Origin of the sequence: Methanocella sp. MCL-LM (assembly GCF_049676595.1) — an archaeon.
Classification (GTDB): Archaea; Halobacteriota; Methanocellia; order Methanocellales; family Methanocellaceae; genus Methanocella_A.
This window is the reverse complement of record NZ_CP187259.1, coordinates 262,689-277,032: the sequence shown is the minus strand read 5'-3', so window position 1 is coordinate 277,032 and position 14,344 is coordinate 262,689. Positions and strand designations below refer to the sequence as shown.

The window sequence follows — 14,344 nt, the reverse complement described above, 5'->3', positions numbered from 1 at the left end:
CGCCCGGATAAATACTTTCATCAGCCAGAGTGCTCTATACGAGTGCAGGCGGCTGCCAGATTTCTACACCGCGAGCCAGCCCAGCTTCTCTCTCCTTGAAACCTTCTTATCGGCCGTGACCCGCCCTGCGCCCAGGTAGTCGGAGAACTGGCAGAAGCAGGCAAGCAGGCCAGACCGCAGCTCCTCTGTTTGTTCGATCTCAGGTTCCCACCACCAGTTCTTGATCAGCAGGGCTCCGTCCTCGCCCCTGCCCGGCTCGAACCGGGCCACGAAACGTTCGCCGTACAGCACCGGAAGCACGTAGTAACCATATCGCCTTTCGGCGACGGGCTTGTACACTTCCCACAGGTAGTCGAAGCCGAATAACTCCTTAACGAGCTTGCGGTCCCAGATCAGGTTGTCCAGCGGCGCCAGCACCGATGCCCGGGCCTGCGGGCTCCGCCGCTGCCTCAGCACCTTCTCCAGACAGGCCAGGTCCTCGCTTCTGGCGTAGAACGGGTGGCTGATATCCTCGACGCCGATCTGGACGATCATTTCCTGCCGGAGCAGCCGCTCAATCGCATCGTTCCTGTCCTTGCTCTTGATGCCGGAGATGCCCAGCCACGCGTCCCCCGCCCTGTTCCAGAGCAGCCCGATACTGCCTATCCGCCGGTGGACGTACCAGTCGTAGTATTGCTTATCTGTCCTGTTCCTGTCGGGAGCATTAAGTAAGGCATCGGGAAGATGGCGGCAGGCGAAGTCGTAGACTCTGCGGGTGCCGACTTTGTGGTGGACGACAAGCTCTCCCCAGAAGTACATGCTCTCCAGCGCCGCTCTGGAGACCCGGGTGGGGCCCCACGGCCAGTCGATCTTGTCGTCGAAAGCCAGATCGGCAGAGGTCAGCGGCCCTTTTTCCTCGATCTCCCTTCTGACGGGGTCCAGGTAAGGGCTTATCGGGTGGGACTGGCCTCCCAGCTTCTTCTTCGCCCTCTCCCGGGTGCGCCGGAAGTAAGGCCAGTCCTCCACAGGATAGATGCACATGTTCTTATCCCACCCGTCGATCAAAGTGCGGTCCTGGTAAAGCAGCTCCTGCAGCATCGAAGACCGGAAGTCCTTCACCCGGGCCTGGAGCACCAGCTCGTGGTTCGGGCCGGCGATGTTTAACGGATCGAACTGGATGCAGTTGACCCGCCTGATGTACTCCGCAACACCTGCCTTGCCTTCCAGTCCTCCGGGCGGCCACAGGCCCTGGTGGGCGAGCATAAAGCTCCGGGCCTGCTGCCTGGTGATCGTCAGCCTTTCCATCCTGCCACCTCAAAAAGTTTGGGCGTTCCATTTTACAAATAGTAGCCTGTCAGAATTCTCCGGCAGCCCGGCTATTAAGGGTGATGTATGCCTGATGAAAGTAATATCTAAAGTTGCTCAGGTAGTGCAAGACATCAATACGATCGCTGCGCTGTGCCAGAAACACAGATTACGACCGATTAACACAGATTGCACAGATACAATCGATGAGAAAAGACGATTACTTTTCCATCATTTACATCCAATAGCCATCTGTGTAATCCGTGCAATCTGTATTCCATGAAAAATTCGTGTGTGGGGGTGCTGAGAGGGTAAGTGAGGAGGCCGGGGAGGATTAAATCAATGGTAATTCCTGAAGCCTGTTATGGAGTGCCCGTACCATTTACACGAAGTACACGAAGTACACGAAGTACACGAAGTACGATAAAACGGCTGACTGCAAGCCAATTTTTAGTAAAACTTCGAGTACTTCGCGTACCTTGTGTACTTCGTGTAAACGGTACCTGACCCTCAGAGAAACCGGGAATCACCATAAGAACATTATCCTCTCTAACCTTTCCATTCTCTCTGACCTCCTCTCCGATCTCTCTATTCTCTCTGACCTCCCAGTTTGAAAATCCTCTCATACTCCCGGGAACTCTCCGACCTCTCGAAGTTTTTTTCACGGGCTTTACTTGAAAACGCCCTTTTCATGACCGAATCAATCTGTGATCCTGTATGCAAGGGGCTGATTCCAGTCGGTCACAGCGCAGCGATCGTCCTCGTTCACGAGCTCATATATAATATCTGAAAAAAAAGAAGATGCCCCGGTTAGCTCATCCGGTGCATCTTGCGGTCGAACAGCTTCAGCAGTACGCCGATCAGGACGATGTGGACGACGATCGCTCCCAGCACGTAGAGCCAGAAGTTCGGGCCGCCGCTCGCCCCTTCCCAGAAGGCCCTGATAGGCCAGAAGGTCGGCACGACGTAGAAGACGAACTCCCACTTCGGGTCCAGCAGGTAAGCCAGCAGCGGTACGGTCAGTATAGCGCCCATCAGTTTCTGGATAGCGAACCCCTGTACCTTGTTCTCCGCGAACGTCGCAAATACCAGGGCAAAGAAGGGCCCTTCGAGGGATGCGACCAGCGCTACCACGACCAGCGTCGTGAGATCGATGCCGGTGAGCCCTGCAATAGGGTAGGCGATCAGCGTCGTGACGAAGCTGACGATCATCGGAGCCGTGATCCGGTAAGCGAGGTACTGCGTCGTAGAAACCGGGCTGACTTTCAACGCGGCTAGCGTGCCCTCGTCCCGCTCGTCGAGCAGCAGGAACCCGATGCAGACCCCGTAAAACATGGGGATCATCACGACGATCAAGCCCATCAGCATAGGGTAGAAGGGCACCAGGTCGATGAACGGGAGTGCCCAGGTCGTAATCATGGGTACCACGTACCTGAGGACCAGCGCGATCAGGAATGGTACCACTATCATCCACTTCAGCAGCGGGTCCCTGATCACGTTCAGGAGATCGCCGGCCCCGAAAGACCGGATAAGTCTGAGGTAGTTCACGTTAGTTGTCTCCTTCTTTGTTGACGATGTGTTTGTCGAACGCTCTCTTCGATAAGACGAAGACAGCGGCGATCACAACAGCCGAGTATAGCACCCCGTAGGCGAATTGCCACGTTTCCACGGGCACGAACGCGGCCTTCATGAGCAGCAGGGGTGCCTGCATCGGGTGCAGGTACATGAGCGGTGTCTCGAAGATCTTCAGGTAGTCTACTATCGGCAGCAATATTGCGACCAGGATCAGTGCAGAGGGCATGAGGTACTCGCTGATGGAGCGATAGCGGGAGACGACCACGAAGCCGATCAGTATGTACATGATCGCGGATATGATGGTGCCTGCTATCAGCAGCAGGAGGTTGTAACCAGTGCCGAAGATGGCCGTGACCATCACGATATTCTCGACCAGCGCCAGCGCTGTCAGGGTCAGCACCTTGGAGCCCAGGTACTCCTCCACCCGCAGGGGTGTCACGACGAGCCCCTGCAGGATGCCCTCGCCCTTCTCGAACAGCACCATGCCCGCGACGAAGTAGAAGGTGCCCAGCATCATGTTCATGAAGATGAACACCGGGATGAAGGCCAGCGAGGCGTGCTGGTCGAACTGGCTGAGCATCAGGACGAAGACGATCACCGTAAAGGCGGCCACTATATAGAAGCCGTACCTGTACTGCTGCTTGATGTCGATCACTATTGTAGGTATTAGTCTGTTGATCATGCCAGATTCCTTCCGGTGGCCTTGACGAAGATGTCGTCCAGCGTCGCCTCTTCCGTGTGGATCGTCTGGACGCTCTTCGAGCGTAGAAGTGCCAGGAACTCGGTGTTGTCCCCCAGGCCTTTCAGGCCAAACTCGAGCGTATCTACATGCGAGTTGTCACCGTATTCCACTCTCACCACACGCCTGCCGTGCTGCAGCTTCAGCTGGCGGGGCGAGTCGATGAGCTTGATCTCCCCGTCCACGATGAAGGCGACCCTGTCACAGATCTCGTCGGCCAGCGCCATGTTGTGCGTGGTCAGGAAGATGGTCTTGCCCTCGGCCTTCTTCTTCAGGATTAAATCCCTGATGATCCGGCTGTTGACCGGGTCCAGGCCCGAAGTCGGCTCATCCAGAAATAAAAGATCCGGTTTGTTCAGCAGCGCCCGGACGAAGCCCAGCCGCACTTTCATGCCCTTGGAGAACTGGGCTACCCGATTGTTGGCATCGGTCTCCAGGCCGACCAGCTTCAGCAGCTCCATGGGGTCCTCGGTCTCTCCGCTGTAGAGCGCGCGGAAATAGTTCAGGTTTTCCATGGCCGTCAGCTTGAGGTAGTGGTTGGGAATCTCGAAGGAGACGCCGATCTTCTCGTAGAACGAGGATTTCCAGGAGCTGACGTCCTTGCCCATGACCGACACCTTTCCTTTGTAGCCGGTAAGCTGGCCCGTCAGGATCTTCTGCGTCGTGCTCTTGCCGGCGCCGCTGGGGCCCAGGAACCCGAAGATTTCGCCGGGCTTCACTTCGAAGGAGATGTTCCTGGCAGCCTCTTTCTTGCCGCCGGGGTAGGTAAATGTCAGGTCTTTGACTTCAATCATAACTACAGACACTCCGTGGGGGTGAGCGCCGCTCACTACCTAAGTGAGCATCGTTCACTAACAAAAAGAGATAAGTTAATAAGGTATTAATAAAGTTATTGAACAAAGTTCACCAGGTCCTATAAAAAGATGGCGGAGGCGCCGTACTCCATGATCGTTGAAACTCGTGTACGTAACAAGGCTGATAAGATCAGCCGCATCCTCAGCGCCAGTAAACAGCTCATAGAAACTGCCGGCTACGAGAACGTCACCATCCGGGACATCGCAGGCGAAGCCGGTGTCAGCGTAGGGCTGATCTACAAGTACTTCCCGGGGGGCAAGCCTGAAATTATCAGGGAGATAGGTATGAGCCTCGTCACCGAGATGACGGGGGCCGGCAAGCCCGGCAGCGTGGACTTCGACGACTTTCCCGGCTTCCTGCGGGGCTTTTTCGGCAGGACGGTCGAGTATTACCGGGAGAACAGGCGCTTCATCGCCGCCCTGATGGTGGCCACATTACAGGACCGCAGCATCTTCGAGGGGTTCGAGGAGATCGGGCTGGAAAACCTGGATGCCTTCGTCCGGTTTTTGGGCGGCTTCAAGGGAGTGGACCTGTCGGACAAGGGCGATCCCCGTCTCTTTATGGCCAAGTGGTCCGACGTGGTCAAGAGCATCATGCTGCACCACGCCATCTACCCGACGCCCTTCGACTCGGACGAGGAAATAGTGGAGCTTTTGGTGAAGATATCGCTGATGATGTGGGGCTATAAAAAATAAGGGCCAGTCTCATCTGCATTTTGTCATTTTTGTCATAATTGTCATTTTAACCCTTGACTTGACTACCCGTGCCCGATATCGACACGGGGCCGCACATCACTCGATGGTCCTGTTACCTTCCGGAGCCCGGGTCAGCCACTTTTTCCTGATCCAGAGCAGTCCTGCCAGGCCGATGATGCCCATTACAATCACGAACAGCTCGATTATCCCGTACTTTGCGTACGTGCCCATGCCCGCGAGGAGATAGCTGGATATCGGCAGCACTCCATCCAGCAGCGTTTTGTACAGGATGGATACGGCCAGCCATATGAGCGCGTGGAACCTGGCAGCGTAGACCAGCAGCACCGTGGCGAAGACGTGGCAGAACAGGGTGAACAGCCGCTCGATGATCGGCACCGGTACCATGATCAGCGCGAACTGCTCCAGGGTTGAGGCAGGCAGCGTCGCCACGAGCTCGGGCATCATCAGCAGGGCTGCAGTGTTTATGAGCGACAACAAGCCCAGCAGGGCCGCCTCCGTCCCTCCGAACCCGATGCCCAGGGCGACGGCTTCGTCGAAGCCCGATTTTGAGAGTTTGGTAAACCGGACCGTAAGGTAAGATATGCCGCTCTCCAGGATGCCCGTCCTCAGGCCATAGTACAGGCCCAGGAGGACTGAGGCCGCGAGCGGGGCGAAGATGATCATCGCCTGCTGGGCCAGGGCAGCGCTGACAGTTACGTCCATGACAACCTTGATCGCGATGGCGATCGCCCACAGGATACCTCCCAGGATAAAGTAAACGGGGCTGATCCGCTTTTTGTAGTACCAGTAAACCATGGCGCCAACGCCTACGGTGACCATGCCCAGGCCTGAGAGCAGGTTAAGCCACGAGATCATCCTATGACACCTCTCCGCTAAATGCCGTTAGGGAACCACAGCCCGTCGACGGTCGAGAGCTCAGTACTGTTCATGACGAGCCGGATCTTCAGGGTGCCCTTCTCGAACCGGGCATCGTAGAAGAAGTTGTTATACCCATTGATCACACTGCCCTGAGGAGCGGGTTTCGAGGTGTAGTTGCCGTACTTCGACTGGATCTGACTTCTCATGTCCGCGAAGCTGCTCTCGTTGATGCCTCTCTTTAGCAGGGGGTTCATGTTCGCCGAGAACTGGCCGTAGTCGCCGGTGTTGAACGACTGGAAGAGCGTCTCGGCAGTAGCGTTCGCGGCGTCGAAAGCTTCTTGCGGCGGGGCCTGGTTGAAGATGCAGCCGGAGATTATGAGGATTAGGATAATGGCGAGTATGCTCATGCCCTTGAGGTGTAACAGGTTTGACATAATTAGATTTTTACACTCGGGGATATTTAAGAGTATTGAGCAGTAGTGGAGTAAGCGAAGTCTGAGCTTATCATTCATAGGGCGAGGAGATCAACCGGCAGATATTAACCTAAATTTCTGAGCTGAAGAAGCTGCTTGCGGAGAGTAAAAAGTAAGAATCATACGATCTTGAAGTCAGATAACGTACGATCCGGCGGATGTGCCCATTCCCGCAACTTTTTGGCCACATGCTCCCTGGCCCGGGGATGCTCTTTGAATTTCTCCGTGGCTACGTACCGGCCGTTTTTGAGTTCAAGGTATCCCGCCAGGTGATCTTTGATAAGGACATTCATCTCCGCCCTGATCTTCTCCTGGAGGGCGTGTTTGGCGCTCGATGGTACTATCTCGGATAGCCGCTCCAGCCCCTCCATGCATAAATCGTAATCACTTTTACCTTCTCTGCATGCGGGACCGAAAAGTTGAAGCACAAGATCAATCAAGCCCATGCGGATTTCTTGGCCTTTCATCTCAGGTATCAGGCTTATCGGTATTTCCGGTAGCTTAGCCAGATCAGTGCCATCAGCCTTTTCTAAGGCTTCCCTGAGGGCAGTATCAGTAATCGATTGGCTTTTATGGACTCCGAGCTTGTCGTATACGATAATCCGGGCATGGTTTCCATCATTTACCACTGTGAGGCGACTGCTAATGACGTCGGGCTCTCCATAGTCAGTTTCCCAGCCATAGTTTCGCAGGTTGCGCGGATCACATTTTTTATAAGAGTCCAGTTTTTGTTCTTTAGAGTTATTACTGCCAGTGAGTTCGACGACAAGCCACCCTCGGTCGCTGCAAGCTATGATATCGGGCGACGACTCCTTTCCGGTAGACCTTTCAAGTAGCGTGGCTTCAATTCTGTAGTCCGCGTAGCCGGATTGGTAAAATGGCCCTTCGAATGCCGGCCTGTTATACCTGTGAAATAGCTGAATAGTGTTTCGCCATAGCCTGATACGATCGTCAGTATTTGCCACCCGGCCCACCTCACCTTCTTTTAGGCGAACATCTCTATTCCGTCAAAATAGATTGATGTCTTGCCACCGTTATCCTCACCCTGTAACGTAGCTATTCTGGGAGCTGCGTTGACACAACCCTTGCCCGGTATCGTAAGGTAAGCGTAGTCCTCGCCTACATCGATGAGTATTCGGTCCCAGGTGTGTAAATCTACGCCTTTGAACCTCCTGAAGTCCTTCTCCGACTCTGTTTCGACAAGCCAGAGGTTCATAGTGCCCCGCCCCATCGATACTGTATCTTTGAAGGCATCGAGATCTATGTTCTGTTTGAAATTCAGTTCGAAGGCACCCATTTTCTTATTTCGGACCTCTGTGGCATCATTAATCGCATCCTCGTAGATGTTAGCCATTTCAGTAACTGAGAGCATTACCTCATCGACGTCGAGCGCTCTGTTGATCGTGACTTTACCGTTACTATACCATTCAGCAGATATCGATACGGAACCGTCATTGATCTTCTGCCATCTCGCACTGTAGATAGCAAAGTTTTCCTTGGCTTTTTCGATTACATCAACCAGCCCTGGTAGCTTTCTCCTTGCGCCATACCAGGCTTTCAGGCTAAAGTTCCCAACGTCCTCTTCATCATGCGTAAGACCGTCAGAAAATTTTATACCGATCCCTTTTTCGTGCCAGTTTTCCTTTTTCTTATAGTATAAAAGCTGATTGCGAGAGAGCCAGCACCGGTCGAGACCATTAGTGCCGCTTATCCATTTCAATACTGCACTATCGGATATGCCTGCATCTATGAGGCTGTAAAGAACCCATACACGACTTCTCGTAGTGTCGAGAAAGAATGACCCAGGCATATTGTCGTAAGATGTGCCCAGATTTACATACCAGTTCTGCGAACCTTCCAGCTTTTTCCATGAGCCATAGCCTTCTATATTGATCTGATCGCTTATCTTACAGTTGCTTTCGATTAGATATGCCTTTAGCTGGGTTGTTCTTGATTCGCCATATTTAGACAGTGTCTCCTCGTTATCTTCAAAACCCGCCTGAAACAGGCTTTTCATATCGCTTAGGCTGCCAATTTTTACCATTAAGGGCTCACACTCAAGTCGTCAGCATGATGGTAGATTTTAATTAGTCTATCACTATTTAACTTATATACAATTTGGTCTAAATAATCTATGGTTAGCTTAGCGAAAATAATGGGTAGCCAACGTTGTGCTGTATCCCTTTAACAGCAGAGGCTTATACAATCTTATATGATTCTAAGTTTCTTGGTCAGCATGATAATAGCGGTTCTTGCTATACTCAGGCTTCCTGTCCATCTTCGCACTAATCTTTTCAAGGGCTTCGCTATCTGCTTCTCCATCAGCCATCAGAAAACTGTGCTGGTAAACGGCAGTGATCAGAGTCCCGACAAATTTATTCCTGGCCAGCCTGTACGTTTTCACGTGGCCTGCCTGGCTGTCGATTTCGACAAGCCTGTTGTGGATCAACATCGGTAGCTTGCTGTGTACGGTAGGCCTGGAAAGTCCTGTGAACTCGCTGATCTCCGAGATTGTATAGGCGAAATCATTGTTCTCGGCCAGAAAGTCGACGATGGCAATCTCAGATGAGCGCCCGAGAAACGATTGGAGAGACATAGTTCTTCAAAGCCTGTTTTAGCTTCCTGGTATAAAATTGTATTTACAATATGTAAAATGGATTTTACATATAATTTTAATAGGTTATTTAATCGCAAAACTGTATCTTTGCTTGCTACTATCGTTCTCGCAATTGTACTATAAAAGCGGCTTGGGTACGCATTTCTTTGGGCTGTCCCTGCTTTCCCGGTTTGTTAGGCCAGGCCAATTTTGATTTATTAGGCTAGCTACGCTATCACATTTGCTGAAAGCAAAGGCCTTATACTGTATGGACATTCTTTATCTTCAGATGAAAATAGCTGTGTTTACCGACACCTTCTACCCGCAGGTCAACGGCGTGGTCAACGCTATCCGCAATTTTAATGCTCGGCTGGTTGCCCGGGGCCACGAGATCACAGTCTACACCTCCGGCAAGAAGCCCGGAGTCTCGAAGATGGACGGCGCCGAGGTCAGGCGGTACATCGCTTTTACGCTGCCCCCTTACCCCGAGTTCGAGCCCTCGCCCAACGTGATCGGCCCCGCGGCGAGCGCCATCAGATTTAAGCCCGACATCGTGCATGCCCACACCCAGTTTATGATGGGCTACAGCGCATGGATGGCGGCGAAGCGGCTCGGCGTCCCTCTCGTAGGCACTTTTCATACGCCGGTCGACGAGTACGTGATGTACGTGGCGAAGCACTCCAAGATGAGCCAGCGTCTCCTGAAAAGGATCGCCCGGGAATACCAGGACTTCTTCTACAAGCGGTGCGACATCATCATCGTCCCTGCCCCGTCGGCGGCAAAGTACCTCCACGTCAAAAACAAGCCGATCGTCACGGTATCTAACGGTCTCGATCTCTCGAGATATGGCCCTGCGGGCAGGGACGAAGTCCGGCAGCGGTTCGAGTTGACCGGCCCTGTCATCATGCATGGCGGCCGGCTCAGCTACGAGAAGCGCATCGAGGGTGTCATCGATGCGATGCCCGCAGTCCTGGAGAAGGTGCCGGACGCGAAGCTCATGATCGTCGGCAGGGGCCCGGCGATGAAGTTCCTGGAGGGCAGGGTCAAAGACCTGGGCATCGAGAAGAGCGTCGTGTTCACCGGCTACGTGAGCGACGAGGACTTCCCCAAGATGTTCGCAGCTTCGGATGTGCTGGCTATCAACTCCCCGGTGGAGACGCAGTCTCTCATCGTGCTGGAGGCCATGGCCACAGGGGTGCCGGTCGTCGGCGCAGACTCGGCGGCCATCCCGGACGCGGTGGTCAGCGGGGAGAGCGGCTACCTGTTCAAGCCGGACGACAGCAGGGCGCTGGCAGGGCACCTGATCAATATCTTGACGGACGACGTGCTGCGGGCTAAGCTGAAGGAAGGGGCGCTACGGACGGCGTCGGAGCACTCGCTGGAGAAGTCTGCGGACAAGCTATTGAAAGTATACGAGCAGGCGCTGGAGATCAGGGCGGAAAAGAAGAAAAGAAGGCTCAGAGGGCTGCTTACCAGGCAGCGCTCCTGAACTTTATTGCCGGTGAAAGGCTTAGTCCGGTAAAAAATCGGGCTTGCCATAGGACTCTTCGAGATGTCTCCACCAGTACTCTTTCGGTATATACGGCCAGTCTAAAGGCGTGTATGTTCCTGCTTTGACAGCCTGAGGTATAGTTTTCTGGAGTACCTCATCTAGCTGCCTGACTTTTTCCATATCCGCATCCAGGTCATATACACCTTTCAGCTCCCGGTAAAACATCTCGATGTAGGTGCGCCTTTCGATTTCATACTCAAATTCATAACCATCGATTAAAATGCTGGATGGGTCATAGTCCTCGGCTAACGACTTGAAGTCACATAAAACATTTTTATAATATTCTGCACTATTGTTGGCTTTGAATTCGATTAACTGGTCATCGGTACTTTTAAAATCACTCTCTAGTTTTGAGGTGTCAGTGCCATTTTTCCTTAAATAATCACTGATCCAGATCAGGTCCATTCGGACACCTACTGGAGAAGAATGGGCGTACCCGCACTTTCCTTCCGGCTTATTTTTCATTTTGTCAATATTTATTTTATAGCCGTCCAATAGTTTGTAAAAAATTACAATTAATTGGTTCTTATCCATATTGCCCCTATCCTATACGAATAAACCTGTTCAGATTTTTATCTATCTCGTTAAATGGCCTCTTGAATAGCGAAGCAAGTTCTCCATCAAGATTACCCACGACAAACCTCTCGGTCGATCTTTCGTATTTAACTATGTTATGATTCCAGTTATCGTAGTAAATCTCCATTCCATCTTGCTTCTTCATACTTTCGACTGCCGCATCAACATACTTCTGCTTTCCGAAAGCGTCGCCAGGATTGCCGCTTAACCCGAAATCTTTCGGACCGTGCTTCCGGAAATGGTAATCTAGATTAGCCTCCGAACATCCGCGTTTACCCGGAGACCACTGTCCTTTATACGCCTCGTTTTTCAGGTTATCCAGCAATTTTACCAGCTTTACAGGATCCACGTTATGCCTGACTATATTGAGAACGTCTTCTGCAGGTATGTGGTGTATGTCAATCAATTGTTCCAGATCGCTGCGCTTGACGCCTTGAGCGGCCAGATCAGTGAGAGTATTTAGCTGGATGCCCCTATCCAGTAACGCCTTTGCACTGTCCTCTCCATAGAAACATATGATAGCCTGGAGCTTATCGTCTACTGTTTTTAACGGTACGTACTTACCGACGAAGCGGGCGATCTTGACGGCTTGGTCGGGGTGTTTTGCTCCGAACTTCTCGGCTACCTTGAGGGTCTTGGCGATGTCGCCCGCCACTGGGGCAGCGCATAGCGAGTTGAGCAGTGCGCCTGCACCGTTGAGGCTCGTTATCGATACTACTACATCCCGTATGTCCCCTGCGACTGCGTAGCCGCTGATCATCCATCCCGCCATGTAGTAGAGGTTGTCGTGGATGGGCATCTCGTAAGCCCACTCGCCGAGGATCGCACCGAGGAACACTTCTCTGGCGATGGTGAGGGGATCGTTATGGTCGCCTGGCACTAACGGATTGTAGCCGCCATAGTATTCGTCGCCATCGTTGTAGCCATCGTTATCCGTGTCGTACTCGAAAGTGTCTGTACTGATGGCAAACTCGATGCCATCTGCCAGGCAATCATTGTCCACGTCGCCGAAGAGTGGGTCCGTATCCTCATAGAATTCTATATAGTCGGAAAGACCATCTTCATCCGTATCATGAGTTGTCGGATAGCTGACGACATCAATGTAGGTATAGCCGGTCTCATCTGTGACGAACTGGACTTCCTGTCCATCCTCTAAGCCGTCTCCGTCAGTGTCAGGGTTATTCGGCAGGGTGGTGACCGCTCGGCCCGTCTAATCTTTGAAGCCGTGGATCTCCACATCGTCGTATAGGCCGTCGCCGTCCGAATCTACCCTCGCAGTCCTGGTGAATGTGAGGTTCAGCACCACGTCGTCGTAGTCCTTGTCTCCGCCGCCGTACATGTCTTCCCAGCCCAGCAGCCAGGTGTCGCAAGCGATGGGCCTGATGTACGCATGGGCCACCCTGTCAGGGTTCCTGCTGTAGGGGCCGCTGAGCCAGGTGTTGCCGGCGCCGTTGTCGTCGTAGAAGATCAGTTCGGTTCCCTGCTTGAATGTGCCTAGATTGAAGCTGGTGCCAGGGGTGGTGCCGTGTCCAGTGCCGTACTGCTTCCTAAAGGGGCTCCATAGGCCGAACACATTGTTATAGCCTGCGGTGCCTCCCAGGTAGGTCATGGTCAGTGTAGAGTCGTACGGGACCAGCAGCGTGTCTCCGGGCTGGGGAATGCCAGGCTGCAGGCCGTTGTAGGCCTCGTTGTTGTAGTCGCTGACCATCTTGTAAAGCGCCAGGAGGTTCTTCACCTCGAAGATGCCCCAGCTGCTGAAATGGGTGACGTCGGCGCTAACCGTGTGGTTGGCAGCATCGACCTGCGAGGCTACCGGGACGTACCGACCCTGAGCCCTGTCGTAGTAGCAAAGCGACAGGTTAGCCGGGTTCAGGCCCGGAGCCGGAGCGTACTGCATGGTGATCCTGGCAGAATCGAAGGATCCGTTCAGGCTGATGTCCACCACGGGCGAGATCAGGACCGAAGTGTTTAGCCCCCCGGTCGTGGCTACGCTGTGGAACCTCAGCTGTTTACCCAGGTCCCCCTTACCCGTGACAGAGACTGTGGTGCCGAGCGTGGAGTTGCCGGAACCCGAAGTATACGTCTCATCGCCGTCCCTCACACCGTCCCCATCGGTGTCGAAGTTGAGAGGCAAGGTACCGAGCCTGATCTCGCTGTCGTCGCTTAAACCGTCGTCGTCGGAGTCCGCCTTAGTCGGAACCGTCCCGGTCACTTCGACCTCGTGATCGTCCTGCAGGCCATCCTTATCAGTGTCAGCTACCAGGGGGTCGGTACCGTAGAGCTGCTCATCGGCGTTGGTCAGCCCGTCCTGGTCCAGGTCGTCCCCGGCATCCGGTATGCCGTCGCCGTTATAGTCAGCATATCTGACGTCGCCAAACGGCCCGAGCAGCATGACCTCGAAGTAGTCGGATAGCCCGTCGTCGTCCGTGTCGTCCTTGAACAGGTCTCCGCCCACTTTAGCCTTCACGAAAGCCGGCAGCCTGGTGTTCTCCGGGTTCTGGCCTCCGAGCACCTCGTAGCCGTCCGGTATGCCGTTGCCTGCCTCATTTTCCGCAGTGAGCGCCGAGTCGGAGTCGGGGTTCAGCGGGTCAAAGCCATACTGCTTCTCGATGCTTTCTGGCAGCATGTCCCCGTCCAGGCAGAGTAATGCCGTCCGGATCGTGCCAGTGGAATCCTGAGCGCTGACTGTGATCTTCGTGGGACCGCTTATGGTTATGCCAGTGGTAAAGTTACCGCCAGCCACCGTTATCTGGTTGGTCACGCCGTTCGCGATTGTTAGGACCGAGGTAATGTTGCGATCTGCGACGTATCCGGCCAAAGTGATAGATCCCTCAGATACCGTATCATCCCACGGCGAGGTGATAACGACATCCGGGGACTCGTCTTCGATCCACGCGGTCAGGTAACTACCTGGTATGCTCCGTACTTCGACCTGCATATCGTTTATACTCTGTACAGTCACGTCCTTACTCAGCAGGACAGTGTTCTGATTAAAGTCCTTAGTGCCGAAAATGGTATATCCGTTTAAACGTACAATCGCACTACTGGCACCGTTAATCACAGGTCCGCTTCCATTAATTACGTCGCCGTTTCGGACGTAAAGTGTATAGTTACCATGAG

Annotated in this window: 14 protein-coding genes and 1 pseudogene; 2 read left to right on the top strand and 13 right to left on the bottom strand. The window is 53.5% G+C overall.

Going from position 1 to position 14,344, the window contains the following annotated elements:
- Positions 1-63 precede the first annotated feature (63 nt).
- The 4 genes from ACPLPM_RS01455 to ACPLPM_RS01440 form a co-directional block, all read right to left on the bottom strand.
- Positions 64-1,284, bottom strand: coding sequence for a winged helix-turn-helix domain-containing protein (locus ACPLPM_RS01455; RefSeq protein ID WP_424358459.1), 1,221 nt, complete (start codon positions 1,282-1,284; stop codon positions 64-66).
- Between the two features lie 810 nt (positions 1,285-2,094).
- A complete protein-coding gene (locus tag ACPLPM_RS01450) occupies positions 2,095-2,832 on the bottom strand; it encodes an ABC transporter (protein WP_424358458.1) in 738 nt (245 codons plus the stop codon).
- 1 nt (position 2,833) lies between these two features.
- Positions 2,834-3,541, bottom strand: a complete 708-nt coding sequence (locus ACPLPM_RS01445; RefSeq protein WP_424358457.1) for an ABC transporter permease — start codon at positions 3,539-3,541, stop codon at positions 2,834-2,836.
- Positions 3,538-4,392, bottom strand: a complete 855-nt coding sequence (locus ACPLPM_RS01440; RefSeq protein ID WP_424358456.1) for an ATP-binding cassette domain-containing protein — start codon at positions 4,390-4,392, stop codon at positions 3,538-3,540. The genes ACPLPM_RS01445 and ACPLPM_RS01440 overlap by 4 nt, the downstream gene beginning before the upstream one ends.
- A 129-nt stretch (positions 4,393-4,521) precedes the next feature.
- Between ACPLPM_RS01440 and ACPLPM_RS01435 the strand changes: the two genes are divergently transcribed.
- Positions 4,522-5,148, top strand: coding sequence for a TetR/AcrR family transcriptional regulator (locus ACPLPM_RS01435; RefSeq protein ID WP_424358455.1), 627 nt, complete (start codon positions 4,522-4,524; stop codon positions 5,146-5,148).
- A 96-nt stretch (positions 5,149-5,244) separates the two neighbouring features.
- On the opposite strand, the gene ACPLPM_RS01430 is transcribed toward ACPLPM_RS01435, so the two are convergent.
- From ACPLPM_RS01430 to ACPLPM_RS01410, 5 genes are all read right to left on the bottom strand, one after another.
- Complete coding sequence (locus tag ACPLPM_RS01430) at positions 5,245-6,024, bottom strand: YhfC family glutamic-type intramembrane protease (RefSeq protein WP_424358454.1); 780 nt, start codon at positions 6,022-6,024, stop codon at positions 5,245-5,247.
- 17 nt (positions 6,025-6,041) lie between these two features.
- On the bottom strand, positions 6,042-6,461 hold the full coding sequence (locus tag ACPLPM_RS01425) for a DUF3887 domain-containing protein (protein WP_424358453.1): 420 nt from the start codon (positions 6,459-6,461) through the stop codon (positions 6,042-6,044).
- A 158-nt stretch (positions 6,462-6,619) separates the two neighbouring features.
- Positions 6,620-7,465 (bottom strand): hypothetical protein, encoded by an 846-nt coding sequence (locus ACPLPM_RS01420; RefSeq protein WP_424358452.1) that lies wholly within the window; start codon positions 7,463-7,465, stop codon positions 6,620-6,622.
- A 20-nt stretch (positions 7,466-7,485) separates the two neighbouring features.
- Positions 7,486-8,544, bottom strand: a complete 1,059-nt coding sequence (locus ACPLPM_RS01415) for a hypothetical protein (RefSeq protein ID WP_424358451.1) — start codon at positions 8,542-8,544, stop codon at positions 7,486-7,488.
- Between the two features lie 174 nt (positions 8,545-8,718).
- Positions 8,719-9,096, bottom strand: a complete 378-nt coding sequence (locus ACPLPM_RS01410; protein ID WP_424358450.1) for a helix-turn-helix domain-containing protein — start codon at positions 9,094-9,096, stop codon at positions 8,719-8,721.
- Positions 9,097-9,385: 289 nt separating this feature from the next.
- Between ACPLPM_RS01410 and ACPLPM_RS01405 the strand changes: the two genes are divergently transcribed.
- Positions 9,386-10,585 (top strand): glycosyltransferase, encoded by a 1,200-nt coding sequence (locus ACPLPM_RS01405; protein ID WP_424358449.1) that lies wholly within the window; start codon positions 9,386-9,388, stop codon positions 10,583-10,585.
- Positions 10,586-10,606: 21 nt separating this feature from the next.
- Here the strand turns inward: ACPLPM_RS01405 and ACPLPM_RS01400 are convergent, their stop codons facing one another.
- The 4 genes and pseudogenes from ACPLPM_RS01400 to ACPLPM_RS01385 all read right to left on the bottom strand — a co-directional run bounded on the left by ACPLPM_RS01400 (position 10,607) and on the right by ACPLPM_RS01385 (position 14,162).
- Positions 10,607-11,182, bottom strand: coding sequence for a hypothetical protein (locus ACPLPM_RS01400; protein WP_424358448.1), 576 nt, complete (start codon positions 11,180-11,182; stop codon positions 10,607-10,609).
- A gap of 7 nt (positions 11,183-11,189) precedes the next feature.
- The gene (locus tag ACPLPM_RS01395) at positions 11,190-12,227 is read right to left on the bottom strand and encodes a hypothetical protein (protein WP_424358447.1); all 1,038 of its coding nucleotides are present in this window, start codon (positions 12,225-12,227) and stop codon (positions 11,190-11,192) included.
- 12 nt (positions 12,228-12,239) lie between these two features.
- Positions 12,240-12,413 (bottom strand): annotated as a pseudogene (locus ACPLPM_RS01390) (hypothetical protein); the annotation flags it as partial.
- A gap of 21 nt (positions 12,414-12,434) precedes the next feature.
- Entirely contained in the window at positions 12,435-14,162 is a 1,728-nt protein-coding gene (locus ACPLPM_RS01385; protein WP_424358446.1) for a DUF4114 domain-containing protein, read from the bottom strand.
- Positions 14,163-14,344 lie beyond the last annotated feature (182 nt).

Bases quoted from the DNA above. Each gene is read 5' to 3' on its own strand.
- ACPLPM_RS01425 (WP_424358453.1), bottom strand. From the start codon at position 6,461: ATGTCAAACCTGTTACACCTCAAGGGCATGAGCATACTCGCCATTATC.
- ACPLPM_RS01435 (WP_424358455.1), top strand. From the start codon at position 4,522: ATGGCGGAGGCGCCGTACTCCATGATCGTTGAAACTCGTGTACGTAAC.
- ACPLPM_RS01415 (WP_424358451.1), bottom strand. From the start codon at position 8,544: ATGGTAAAAATTGGCAGCCTAAGCGATATGAAAAGCCTGTTTCAGGCG.
- ACPLPM_RS01455 (WP_424358459.1), bottom strand. From the start codon at position 1,284: ATGGAAAGGCTGACGATCACCAGGCAGCAGGCCCGGAGCTTTATGCTC.
- ACPLPM_RS01430 (WP_424358454.1), bottom strand. From the start codon at position 6,024: ATGATCTCGTGGCTTAACCTGCTCTCAGGCCTGGGCATGGTCACCGTA.
- ACPLPM_RS01445 (WP_424358457.1), bottom strand. From the start codon at position 3,541: ATGATCAACAGACTAATACCTACAATAGTGATCGACATCAAGCAGCAG.
- ACPLPM_RS01410 (WP_424358450.1), bottom strand. From the start codon at position 9,096: ATGTCTCTCCAATCGTTTCTCGGGCGCTCATCTGAGATTGCCATCGTC.
- ACPLPM_RS01405 (WP_424358449.1), top strand. From the start codon at position 9,386: ATGAAAATAGCTGTGTTTACCGACACCTTCTACCCGCAGGTCAACGGC.
- ACPLPM_RS01385 (WP_424358446.1), bottom strand. From the start codon at position 14,162: ATGCAGGTCGAAGTACGGAGCATACCAGGTAGTTACCTGACCGCGTGG.
- ACPLPM_RS01440 (WP_424358456.1), bottom strand. From the start codon at position 4,392: ATGATTGAAGTCAAAGACCTGACATTTACCTACCCCGGCGGCAAGAAA.
- ACPLPM_RS01400 (WP_424358448.1), bottom strand. From the start codon at position 11,182: ATGGATAAGAACCAATTAATTGTAATTTTTTACAAACTATTGGACGGC.